Source organism: Anabaena sp. 4-3, from assembly GCF_001597745.1.
Classification (GTDB): Bacteria; Cyanobacteriota; Cyanobacteriia; order Cyanobacteriales; family Nostocaceae; genus Trichormus.
In genome coordinates, this window is the sequence record NZ_LUHJ01000042.1 from 155,675 (window position 1) to 167,445 (window position 11,771).

Below are 11,771 nucleotides of genomic sequence, written 5' to 3' on the forward strand. Positions count from 1 at the left end.
CAAAATTAAATAATTTTTCCCTAGAATTATTGACTTTTGAGTTGTTTAATGCCCCATGCCCTATGCCCAATACCTAATTACTAATTTACTGATAAGTTTTATGACATTGTTACTAGCAGGAGATATCGGCGGCACAAAAACTATTTTGCGATTGGTGGAAATATCCGAATCGCTTGGTTTGCAGACTCTGTTTGAGGAAACTTATCTGAGTGGGAATTATCCTGATTTAGTGCCGATGGTGCAGCAATTTTTACTTCAGGCTAATGCTGGGACTCCTCAAAAGGCTTGTTTTGCGATCGCCGGCCCAGTGGTCAATAATACCGCCAAACTCACCAACTTAGCCTGGTTTCTCGATAGCGATCGCCTGGCGCAAGAGTTGGCTATTCCCCACGTTTCCTTAATTAATGATTTTGCGGCTGTCGGTTATGGCATTTTTGGCTTAACTAAAAAAGACTTGCTGACTTTGCAAGCGGGTAAACACCAACAAGAAGCACCCATCGCCATTATTGGGGCTGGTACTGGCTTAGGACAAGGATTCTTAATTAAACAGGGTAATCATTATCAAGTGTTTCCCTCGGAAGGTGGACATGCCGATTTTGCCCCCCGCAATGAGTTAGAGTTTCAACTGTTGAAATATCTGCTGGATAAACATGATATTCAGCGTGTGTCTGTGGAACGGGTAGTTTCTGGCCAAGGTATTGTGGCTATCTACCAATTTTTGCGCGATCGCAAACTAGCCAGCGAATCCCCGGCGATCGCTCAAGTTGTCCGTGCCTGGGAACAACAAGCCGGACAGCAGGAAAAAACCGTTGATCCTGGTGCTGTGATTGGTAAAGCCGCCGTGGAAGGATGCGATCGCCTCTCTGAACAAGCTTTGCAAATTTTTGTCGATGCTTACGGTGCTGAAGCTGGGAATCTCGCCCTCAAACTCTTACCCTACGGTGGTTTATACATCGCTGGCGGCATCGCCCCCAAAATCTTACATTTGATACAATACGGCAATTTTCTGTTAAACTTCACCCAAAAAGGCAGAATGCGCCCCCTACTAGAAGAAATCCCCGTGCATATTATTCTCAATCCCCAAGTCGGGCTAATAGGTGCGGCTTTGTGCGCGAGTAGGTTATAACAACTACAATCGTCAGTGATATCAGCATTTGCGAATGCTAAAACTATGACAGTTAAAGTTTTGTTATCATTCCTCGCCGCTACTTTAGTTAGTGGCGGGAACTTCATTGTAGAAGCAAGTCAACCCAAACGCCCAACGACAGCAGCAACTAAAACACCAGTGTCGTCAAAAAAAACAACGGTTGCACCAGCTAAACCGCCAGTGTCACCAAAAAAACCTGTTGCTGATCAACCAGTACAACCAAAATGGCAATTATTTACAGCCCCAGACGGACGTTTTACTGTATTGATGCCAGGAAAGCCCATCAGGGACATTCAAACCCAAAAAACCTACATGGGGGAAATTGACCTATTAATATTTTCTGCCCAACCACCACGCCAAGAAGTAGCTTATTTAGTGGTTTATAATGACTTTCCCTACAGTTATGCCAAAATGAACGACCCCCAGGAAATTTTGAATAACGTCCGGGATATGGCGTTAAAAACGACTCAAAGTAATTTAATTAGTCAGCGTAATATCCGCAGTTCTAACGGTCATCCGGGTAAAGAATTTAGCTACATCAACGCTGGGGGTAAAATCACTAGAACCAGGATTTATCTTGCTGAAGGAAGATTGTATCAAGTAATGGCAATCACTACTAAAAAGCAGCAACAAACCTTAGCTCAAACTATTACGGGATTCCTTAATTCCTTCCAAATAGTTCTGAAAAACTGAAAGTATCGGCAAAATTGCTCCATATCAGCCTAGAAGTTAGCTTCTAGGCTGATATGGCAATTCTCAGTGAAGTCAGAATTAAAAACAAAAGCATAGGTCACTTTACCGGCATAACTAGGGAATAGGGTCTGGAATATATCTGCGGTGGGAATATACAGTAATCACTACCTGAAATAGTACGATAGTTCTACTATTACCCCATAGTCAAGATAGTATGATTAAGAACTGTTGCACGCCGTTTGTCTCAATCAGCCTGTCGATATGTCAGATAACCAGCTAGTCACCTCTCTCAATGGACATCTTCCCTACCCCAAGCACAACGATCGCAATACAATTCGGATTAGGGGTGCTAGACAGCATAATCTGAAGAATATTGACTTGGAATTACCACGCGATCGCCTGATAGTATTTACTGGTGTCTCAGGTTCGGGTAAATCTTCCTTGGCGTTTGATACCATTTTCGCTGAAGGTCAACGGCGTTATGTAGAATCTCTCAGTGCCTATGCACGGCAATTTTTAGGACAATTAGATAAACCGGATGTAGAATCAATTGAAGGTTTAAGTCCGGCGATATCTATCGACCAAAAGTCCACATCCCATAACCCCCGTTCGACTGTGGGGACGGTAACGGAAATTTACGACTATCTGCGACTGTTGTTTGGTCGGGCTGGTGAACCCCATTGTCCCATCTGTGATCGCTGTATTGCGCCCCAAACTATCGATGAGATGGTTGACCGGATTATGGAATTACCAGACCGTACCCGCTTTCAAATTCTCGCGCCTGTAGTTCGAGGTAAAAAAGGAACTCACCGCAAATTATTATCTAGTTTGGCTTCTCAAGGTTTTGTGCGGGTGCGTGTGGATGGGGAAGTCAGAGAATTATCAGACTCAATCGAATTAGATAAAAATGTTACACATACCATTGAGGTAGTCATCGACCGTTTGGTGAAAAAAGACGGTATTCAAGAGCGTTTGGTTGATTCTCTGTCTACGTGTCTAAAACAGTCTGGTGGTATTGCTAACATTTTAGTCAGCCCATCCTCGGAGGAATCAGAAGCAGAAGAACAGGAATTAGTATTTTCGGAAAACTTTGCGTGTCCAGAACATGGCGCAGTCATGGAAGAATTATCACCGCGCTTGTTTTCCTTTAACTCACCTTATGGTGCTTGTCCTCACTGTCACGGTTTAGGGACTTTAAGAAGGTTTGCGTCGGATTTAATTATACCTGACCCGGAAGCACCAGTATATGCAGCGATCGCCCCTTGGTCAGAAAAAGAAAATTCTTATTACCTGGAACTACTTTATAGTTTGGGACAAACTCACGGGTTTGAGTTACAAAGCAAATGGCATCAGCTAACAGTAGAACAACAGCATATTATTCTGCATGGTGAACCAGACAATCAACCTAAAAATGGACAGAAAACGCCAGTTTATCGAGGTGTGATTCCCATTTTACAACGACAGTATGAAGGTGGAACAGAATTAATTAAGCAAAAACTAGAGCAATATTTAATTGATCAACCTTGCGAAGTTTGCGGAGGAAAACGGTTAAAACCGGAAGCATTAGCGGTGAGGTTGGGACAATACAAAATTTTAGATTTAACTGGGGTATCGATTCGGGATTGTCGGGAGAGAGTAGAACAGTTAAAATTGAGCGATCGCCAGATGCAAATCGCTGATTTAGTCCTGCGAGAAATTAAAGCCAGATTGCAATTTTTGTTAGATGTCGGCTTAGATTATCTCACACTAGACCGTGCAGCCATGACCCTTTCTGGTGGTGAAGCGCAACGCATACGTTTAGCCACACAAATCGGTTCAGGATTAACAGGAGTTCTCTACGTTTTAGATGAACCAAGTATCGGTTTGCATCAAAGAGATAACGGCAGATTATTAAAAACTTTAACCAAATTACGCAATTTAGGTAACACCTTAATTGTAGTCGAACATGATGAAGAAACAATCCGCGCCGCCGACCATATAGTTGATATTGGCCCCGGTGCAGGAATTCACGGCGGTAATATTATCGCCCAAGGTGATTTACAAGCTTTACTCACAGCAGAAACATCTTTAACAGGTGCATATTTATCAGGAAGACAGGTAATCAATACCCCAGCCGAACGCCGTGAAGGTAATGGGAGAACTTTAACTATTAAAAACGCCCATCGCAACAACTTAAAAAATATTGATGTCGAAATTCCTTTAGGTAAACTTGTGGCGGTAACAGGTGTTTCTGGTTCGGGTAAATCGACATTAATCAACGAATTACTTTACCCATCATTACAACATCATTTAACTAAGAAAGTTCCTTTACCCAAAGAGTTAGAAAAAATTCAAGGCTTAAATTCTGTTGATAAAGCCATAGTAATTGATCAATCGCCCATAGGCAGGACACCACGTTCTAACCCGGCAACTTATACAGGGGTTTTTGATGTAATTCGAGATGTTTTTTCCCAAACAGTTGAAGCTAAAGCCAGAGGTTATAAACCCGGTCAATTTTCCTTCAACGTCAAAGGTGGACGTTGTGAAGCTTGTAGTGGACAGGGTGTTAATGTCATTGAAATGAATTTTCTCCCTGATGTTTATGTCCAGTGTGAAGTTTGTAAAGGTGCAAGATACAACCGTGAAACTTTGCAAGTAAAATATAAAGACAAGACCATTGCTGACGTTCTCAACATGACAGTTGAGGAAAGTTTAGAGTTTTTCCAAAACATTCCCAAAGCTGTTAACCGCTTGCAAACTTTAGTTGATGTCGGGTTGGGATACGTTCAACTAGGACAACCTGCGACTACTTTATCTGGTGGTGAAGCGCAAAGGGTGAAATTAGCTACAGAATTATCTCGTCGCGCCACAGGAAAAACCCTGTATTTAATTGATGAACCCACAACAGGTTTATCTTTTTATGATGTCCACAAATTGTTAGATGTGTTGCAAAGATTGGTAGATAAAGGTAATTCAATTTTAGTAATTGAACATAATTTAGATGTAATTCGTTGCGCTGACTGGGTAATAGATTTAGGGCCAGAAGGTGGCGATAAAGGCGGAGAAGTCATTGCGGTAGGAACACCAGAGGAAGTTGCTAAAAATCAGCAGTCTTATACCGGACAATATTTACAGCAAGTTTTGCAACAGTATCCAGCCATGAAAAAATAGATGAAGTAGGTTAGCTGAAAGAATTAAAGTTTGTAGTAAGGACTTTAGTCCTTTCATGAGGACTAAAGTCCTCACTACGAACTTAATTTTAATAAAAGTTTGTAGTAAGCGGCTCTAGTCTTTTCATGAGGACTAAAGTCCTCACTACGAACTTAATTTTAATATAGGTTCAGCAATAAGCACTTTATTAAGCTATACTGCCGCGTTTTCTAGCTTCTTTATAAGAAGTACCAACATTTTTCAAGCCAGCTTTAATCATTTGTTGTTCTAACAAAGCAAAGAAACGGGTTTTATCACCGCCTTTAACAACAGCTTGATTATGAGCTTCTGCGATCGCCACTGGATAACCATACCCTTTCTGCACCTGTGCTAACATCAGTCCCAAGGCTTGATCAAACATAGCTGTATTTCCAGCCACCCATCCAGGTACTTCTATCCTGGCGATTTCCGTACCAACATGAACATAACAAAAATATACACTGTGGTCTTCGTAAAGTTCTAGAATTCGGTTATTACTACGCCATAATGGCCCCCGTTGTCCAGGTTGCAGTTGAGTAGTCCATAAAGTCGCATCTCGCAAAGGTTCAAACACCTTGCAAGGGACTTGTTCTAATTGATTAGGACAATAACTTACACAGTCGGGTACAGGATGGGGACAAGCCGACAACCGAAGAAAATTCACACCTTCCACATTGCGAGACGCACTCAGATAACCCATCACAGGAATTTCCGCAGCCCGCAACTGATTCCAAGCCTCTAGGATAGGGGGTAAAATGCGATCGCGTGCATCCATCGGTAACTGTTCCAAAAACCAGTATATTAACGTACCATCCACCATTGCCAATGTAGGTATATTTTCGGCAACAGCAGATGAGGAGGATGAGGAAGAATCATTACCTTGTCCCCCTTGTCCCCCTTGCCCCCCAGTCCCCAGTCCCCTCGCCAACTCAGCCAATACCGTCGCCTCACTCGCAGTCCGACGATAACTCATCCATTCCTCAGTTTTAATTCCCCACTGCCGGGACATATATAAATCTTCTGGGCGGTAAAATACCTCTGGAATACTATCCATAATGGGGTAGCGGTTTTGTCCGTAGTGTATAACTACCCGACCGATATTTAACAGATAACAGTAAGCTATTTCGTGATGGCTAGGGGCGATTTGTGAACCATCGGTAGCAATGACGGTGTGTATCTTGGGAGGGGTGGGAATATCTATGCAAGTATTTAGCGGCTCAATGGGAGTAGCATTAGCAAAGAGAATGCGATCGCGCCATTTTTCTTGACGTTCGATCATTTCTTCCTGACACTCATAAGCTTTGTGTAGATGCTGTTGCGCTAATTCCAAACGCTGACGACTAGCTTCAGCCTCTTGGCTAAGATGCTGACTTAAACCCTGCATTTGTCGCGCTAATTTTCTTAAATCAAGCATAGATTTTAGTGGGGTTAGGGACTGGGTATTGGGGACAAATCAATTCAAAATTCAAAATTCAAAATTCAAAATTGAAGAATTTTTAGAGACAGGTAATGATTCTCCCTCATCTCCCTCATCCCCCTCACCCCCCTCATCTCCCTCATCTCCCTCATCTCCCTCATCTCCCTCATCTCCCTCATCCCGTCAAATCACAGCCACCCAGAAAAATCTTTCGCAAACTGAGACAGAGATAATAATTGCACTCGCGGATTATTTTGGGCAGCTTTTCTTTCTGGTTGGGTATTATAACCCCAATCTGCTAGGAACAGTTTGACATCATTCAGGTCAGGTTGCTCTTGAACTAACTCTAATGTTTTGAGTCTATCTTCTATAAACCATAAATTACCAGGTGGAATATTTGCTGCTGCAATCAATTCGCGGAGAGTTTCATATTTAGGACGCTTAACTTCTTTCCCGAAAATTGCTGTTGGTGGTAAGTTCACCCCTTCCCGTTGCAATAACTGTTGTATAAACCGTCCTTCTTTGGTAGAAACGATGTATAGTTTCACCTCGCTGTTAAGCGTCATTTTCAGTTTTTCCACCACCCCCGGATAAAATTTATGTAGACTCAGCCAACCGTCTAAATCTGTGGCTATCCATTCATCCCGCAAACTGTCTAATTTAATAGCAACTTCTTTTGAGTTTAGCTTGTCAGTTGATAAAATATACGGCGTAAGATTGACCCATTCTTGCAAAATCTTGTCTTCTGGAATATCATCTATTAAAGCTTTGATTAAAACAGGCATTTCCCAACCTGTTTCAATTACCGGTCTGAGGCGATAGAATCTCAATGCCAAATCATCCGGCGGTGTATCGTTAACAGGCGACCAAATTTGACAGTAAGCACGCCACGCCACTTCAAAATATTCAATTAGTCCATCGCAAATCACACCATCAAAGTCTAACGCTAAAATTCTTGGGCTACCTGCTGTCATGGTTCTGAGGGTTAAAACTGCTCTTGTCAGCTTAACCGATGCACTCAAGCTTTTTTGTATAAAAATATCTGAATATTTGATATTTTGCACCCTTCTCAATTAGCTTCAGGCGATGCACAGCCAACAACGTTAGGACTTACACAAGTGTCACATTAGATATGTCTTGTAGGGTGCGTCAGAGTGCATTTTTCCAAATTTTCAGGGCTTAATTTGAAATTTTCCGAGTTGTCAGGGGAACACTGATGTAAGTAAACCTTTGACGTTGAGTTGCGTATGTCATCATTGAAATCGGACAAATTTAAGATTTTGGCTTTGGATGGTGGAGGAATTCGGGGAGTTATCACCGCCAGAATTTTGCAAGAAGTTCAGTCTCAGATTGGCAAACCTCTAAACCAATACTTCGACCTCATCGCGGGGACATCTACCGGGTCAATTTTAGCCGCAGGTATAGCTTTGGGACGAGAACCTGAAGACCTGATTAAAATTTACCAAGAAAGAGGTCGAGAAATATTCAACGCTTCATGGCTGAACAAAAACGTTAAAAGATGGTTTCGTGGCTCTAAGTATTCCAACAAAGGACTAATTAAAGTTTTGCGGGATGAGTTGGGCGAAATTACACTACGTCAGGTTTCCGAAACCTCAAAAGCAGAGTTACTCATCTTCGCCTATGACACTCTGTATCGGAATACAACCTTTTTTACCAGTTGTTGTCCTGAAGAAAATCGTTGGTTCAACAACATGAAACTTTGGGAAGTCTGCCTCAGTTCCGCATCTGCTCCTACTTTCTTCCCCCCCTATGAATTCAAATGGACAGACCCCCATGACCCTCGTCATTCCGAGTGGAGATTTCCTCATGTCGATGGTGGTTTAAGTGCCAACTGTCCAGCTTTAGCGGCTCTAAGTCACGTTACTGGTGTAAGGAAGAAAAGCATTTCAGACATTTCTATCCTGTCTATTGGCACGGGTGCTACTACCCAACCCTTGGAATACAAAGAAACTAACAACTGGGGTACGGCTGAGTGGGGAGTACATATTCCCGATGTATTTATGGGAGGTCAAATTCAGTTGGCTACTGATGTCTGCGGTCAGATTATTCAGTCAGCTAATCCAGGCGGTTATTTACGTCTTCAATTTGCATTAAATGAAAGATTTGGTCAAAGAAGCACTCCATTTTCTCCTCGCCAACTACTTTCTCAGGAAGAACAGAAAAATAGATTTATTAACAAAAATATTAACGAAGACATGGATGATGCAAGTGCGGAGAATATTCAAAATTTACTCGATGCAACATCAAAATTTGTTGAGGAGAAAAGCTCGGCTATTAAACAGTTTATCCTGACTCAAGAACCAGCAGTTTTGTCATAGTTAGCACTTACGCAAGTGTGATAATGAAATATGTCTTGTAGGGTGCGTCAGACTGATTAAATGCTGTCAATAAATATGTTTTTGCTATCTGACACACCCTACTGATATGTCAGTTGTCTAATTCTTGATATTTATTCAGCTTCAGGTGGGCATTGTGAACCACAAAAAACTCAGGTTTTGAGTAAGTTTCAAGCAATGCCCACCCTACAAAAATTTTTTTCTAGCTGGGGAGAGTGTCAACATCGAGATAATCAATAATTTTTTTGCTTACTGGCTGGGATTAATACCCCATGTTTAGGACTAAATAATAATGCTAAGAGAAATAATCCTGACACTACTAAGACAATTGCTGGGCCAGAAGGTAAATTATAAAAGTAGCTGAGATACATACCGCTAATACTAGAAATTACACCAATCACCGCTCCTAATATCATTACTTCATGTAAACGTTTAACTAATAAGTATGCAGTTGCTCCTGGTGTAATTAATAATGATAGCACTAAAATCACTCCTACAGCTTTCATACTGGCGACAATGGTTAAGGAAATTAAGAGCATTAAGCCAAAGTTGAGGCGATTGATTGGTAAACCTGCTGCTTGTGCGCCCAAGGGGTCAAAGGTGTAGAATAATAGCTCTTTATAGAGTAAAATAATCACCAGCAAAACAATAGCGGCAATGATGGCTGTATCACGTACTTCGTCACCAGTAACGCCGAGAATATTGCCGAAGAGAAAATGATTGAGGTCGATTTTATTATCTTTTTGAATAATCGTAATTAAGGTAATTCCTAGGGCAAAGAAGGCAGAAAAAACTATGCCCATTGCAGCATCTTCTTTGATAGGCGATCGCGTTCTAATCCAGGTGATAGTTACGGTACTAAACACCCCAGCAATGAATGCACCAATAAAAATATTACCACCCAACATAAAAGCGATCGCTAGTCCCGGTAAAACTGAGTGGCTAATAGCATCACCCAATAGTGCTAATCGTTGCACCATCAAGTAACTACCGACAACCGCACATAATAAACCTACCAAAATCGCAATCACGAGCGATCGCTGCATAAAGCCATATTGTAAAGGCTCAATCAGAGCATCTAACATAGATATATTCTTGAGTTACAAACTATACAACTAGGCAAAAATCAAAATCCAGAATTCCCATCCTATCAACTTTTGACCTAATTCAAATAGTAGCTTTAATTGCAAAGTTATTAGTCATTAGTCATTAGTCATTAGTCATTAGTTTCTCCCCCCTGCTCCCCTGCTTCCTCATCCCCCTCACGGCAACAAACTATGCAATAGGGCTGATGTAAGAATTATAGGGGTTGTTTATTAATAGTGGTGAGAGTGGTGGTTAGGGAAAGAAAGATAAAAACTGGCACATTTGCCAATCTAGTGTTTCTGTATGCAAGGTTGAAAAACAGGCATTTCAACAGTTTTACTGCTGGGAATCATTCCAGCAAGATGGAACATTTGCTTTCAATCCTGAAGCTAACCCTTCTCGTCGGGTTATTAGTGTCTTGTATGATACTTTTTAGTATGATCACAATCCAAAGTGCTGCATCTTCAACTAGCACCTTTCCTGAAAACTGGCGAGGGACATGGCGTGGCACAATGTTAGACCGCTCTGTAAATGGGCGGTATCAAAAAGTGCCAATGACACTCCGCATTCAGCCTATCTCTAACAATCCCATGCGCTACACTTGGCAAACCACTTACGGAGTAGGGGATAAAAAGCTGGTACGTGATTATGAGTTAGTGGTTAAGGATCAGCAGAATGGACACTTTATCATTGACGAGAAGGATGGAACTCTGATTGATGCTTGGTGGTTAGGGGACAAACTCTACAGTCAATTCCGAGTCAATAATCTCTTACTCAGTACACAATGTCAGCGACAAGGTAATCGACTCCATTATGAACTGGTTCTTTATCAGCCGCAAAGTACACCCCCAACCGAATCTTCCCAGGAAAAAGTACCTTTCGAGAGCTATCAGCTACAGGTTGTTCAGTCTGCTGAACTATCGCCGATGAAATAGTTGCAATTACATTATTATGGTGGGCAATGCTCTTAATTTGCTCAAACTTTGATTTTTGCGTGAGGAGCATTGCCCACCCTACTAGGGTGGCAAGGCTAAAGTAGTGCAAAAATCTAGTTCTTGTGGTGCGGGCTTCTAGCCTGCACCGGACGGGCTAGAGAGCTTATCCCACAAAAGAGTTTTAATGCAACATTATGACCCCATTTCATATCTATTTAAGCCTAGCCAACTGTACAAGCAATAGAAATTTCTAGTTCCCTGTTGGAGAACTACAAATAATACTACTTGTAAACTAAACTCTGCAAGTTTTTCGTAGATATTAACGTTATCATCTAGGAAAAATCAAGCATTTTTAGCCCAAATTTTTTGGGTGTTGGCTCAATGTTATGATCAGTCAATAATTAACCACCCTGTCTGTTAACTCCAGCAATTTTGATCTAGAGATGATTTTACTGATTGGGTTGATTTTCTGATAACTTGCACGGTTCTGAATCATCCTAGGGTGGGCAAGGCTGATGACGTAAAAATCAGGGTTTGCGGGAAGTTTCAGCATGGCAAACCTGACTTTAATCGCCGTCATGCAGAGGTAAATTTAAAAATATCATCAATTAATAATGATTATGTCAGCGAACCCGCCCCCAAGCTTGATGTAAGTTCAATAGGGAGGATAAATTTTATTCCAAAAGGTAATAGATAGATAATTAATTTACCTTTTTCTTAATATTCTTAACCTTCTTAACCTTCTTAACCTTCTTAACTTTCTTCAGCTTATTAATTATATAAAAATTTCTAAATATCTTGGTTTTTGTAGGTATATTAACTATTTTTACAGGACTTGTGTGCTTTTTTGATTGATGCTATAAGTATATTGCACAGGCAAATTTCCCTGGAGGAAATACAATGTCTAACAACACAGTGAAAGCATCGGAAACCCCAGCAGTACCATTTTTTGCTCGCTTCCTAGAAGA

Annotated in this window: 9 protein-coding genes; 6 read left to right on the forward strand and 3 right to left on the reverse strand. The window is 41.3% G+C overall.

Features of this window, described 5'->3' with window-relative positions; all coding sequences use genetic code 11:
- Positions 1–100 precede the first annotated feature (100 nt).
- The 3 genes from A3775_RS11880 to uvrA all read left to right on the forward strand — a co-directional run bounded on the left by A3775_RS11880 (position 101) and on the right by uvrA (position 4,990).
- Entirely contained in the window at positions 101–1,126 is a 1,026-nt protein-coding gene (locus tag A3775_RS11880) for a glucokinase (protein ID WP_066380073.1), read from the forward strand.
- 45 nt (positions 1,127–1,171) lie between these two features.
- Positions 1,172–1,840, forward strand: coding sequence for a hypothetical protein (locus A3775_RS11885; protein ID WP_066379799.1), 669 nt, complete (start codon positions 1,172–1,174; stop codon positions 1,838–1,840).
- A gap of 261 nt (positions 1,841–2,101) precedes the next feature.
- Positions 2,102–4,990: an excinuclease ABC subunit UvrA gene (uvrA, locus tag A3775_RS11890; RefSeq protein WP_066425043.1), complete on the forward strand. Its 2,889-nt coding sequence runs from the start codon at positions 2,102–2,104 to the stop codon at positions 4,988–4,990.
- A 187-nt stretch (positions 4,991–5,177) separates the two neighbouring features.
- Here the strand turns inward: uvrA and A3775_RS11895 are convergent, their stop codons facing one another.
- Positions 5,178–6,422, reverse strand: coding sequence for a DNA double-strand break repair nuclease NurA (locus A3775_RS11895; protein ID WP_066425044.1), 1,245 nt, complete (start codon positions 6,420–6,422; stop codon positions 5,178–5,180).
- Between the two features lie 191 nt (positions 6,423–6,613).
- Positions 6,614–7,399 (reverse strand): HAD family hydrolase, encoded by a 786-nt coding sequence (locus A3775_RS11900; protein WP_066425045.1) that lies wholly within the window; start codon positions 7,397–7,399, stop codon positions 6,614–6,616.
- 273 nt (positions 7,400–7,672) lie between these two features.
- On the opposite strand from A3775_RS11900, the gene A3775_RS11905 reads away from it, so the two are divergent.
- A complete protein-coding gene (locus A3775_RS11905) occupies positions 7,673–8,764 on the forward strand; it encodes a patatin-like phospholipase family protein (RefSeq protein WP_066425047.1) in 1,092 nt (363 codons plus the stop codon).
- A 251-nt stretch (positions 8,765–9,015) separates the two neighbouring features.
- Here the strand turns inward: A3775_RS11905 and A3775_RS11910 are convergent, their stop codons facing one another.
- Positions 9,016–9,867, reverse strand: a complete 852-nt coding sequence (locus A3775_RS11910; RefSeq protein ID WP_066425049.1) for a metal ABC transporter permease — start codon at positions 9,865–9,867, stop codon at positions 9,016–9,018.
- Positions 9,868–10,305: 438 nt separating this feature from the next.
- On the opposite strand from A3775_RS11910, the gene A3775_RS11915 reads away from it, so the two are divergent.
- Both A3775_RS11915 and A3775_RS25380 read left to right on the forward strand, forming a co-directional pair.
- Positions 10,306–10,803: a hypothetical protein gene (locus A3775_RS11915; protein WP_156481605.1), complete on the forward strand. Its 498-nt coding sequence runs from the start codon at positions 10,306–10,308 to the stop codon at positions 10,801–10,803.
- 900 nt (positions 10,804–11,703) lie between these two features.
- A partial coding sequence (locus A3775_RS25380) for a microviridin/marinostatin family tricyclic proteinase inhibitor (RefSeq protein WP_156481607.1) occupies positions 11,704–11,771 on the forward strand: 68 nt, incomplete at its 3' end.

Coding starts and splice junctions, on each gene's coding strand:
- A3775_RS11885 (WP_066379799.1), top strand. CDS start 1,172: ATGACAGTTAAAGTTTTGTTATCATTCCTCGCCGCTACTTTAGTTAGT.
- A3775_RS11905 (WP_066425047.1), top strand. CDS start 7,673: ATGTCATCATTGAAATCGGACAAATTTAAGATTTTGGCTTTGGATGGT.
- A3775_RS11910 (WP_066425049.1), bottom strand. CDS start 9,867: ATGTTAGATGCTCTGATTGAGCCTTTACAATATGGCTTTATGCAGCGA.
- A3775_RS11895 (WP_066425044.1), bottom strand. CDS start 6,422: ATGCTTGATTTAAGAAAATTAGCGCGACAAATGCAGGGTTTAAGTCAG.
- uvrA (WP_066425043.1), top strand. CDS start 2,102: ATGTCAGATAACCAGCTAGTCACCTCTCTCAATGGACATCTTCCCTAC.
- A3775_RS11880 (WP_066380073.1), top strand. CDS start 101: ATGACATTGTTACTAGCAGGAGATATCGGCGGCACAAAAACTATTTTG.
- A3775_RS11900 (WP_066425045.1), bottom strand. CDS start 7,399: ATGACAGCAGGTAGCCCAAGAATTTTAGCGTTAGACTTTGATGGTGTG.
- A3775_RS11915 (WP_156481605.1), top strand. CDS start 10,306: ATGATCACAATCCAAAGTGCTGCATCTTCAACTAGCACCTTTCCTGAA.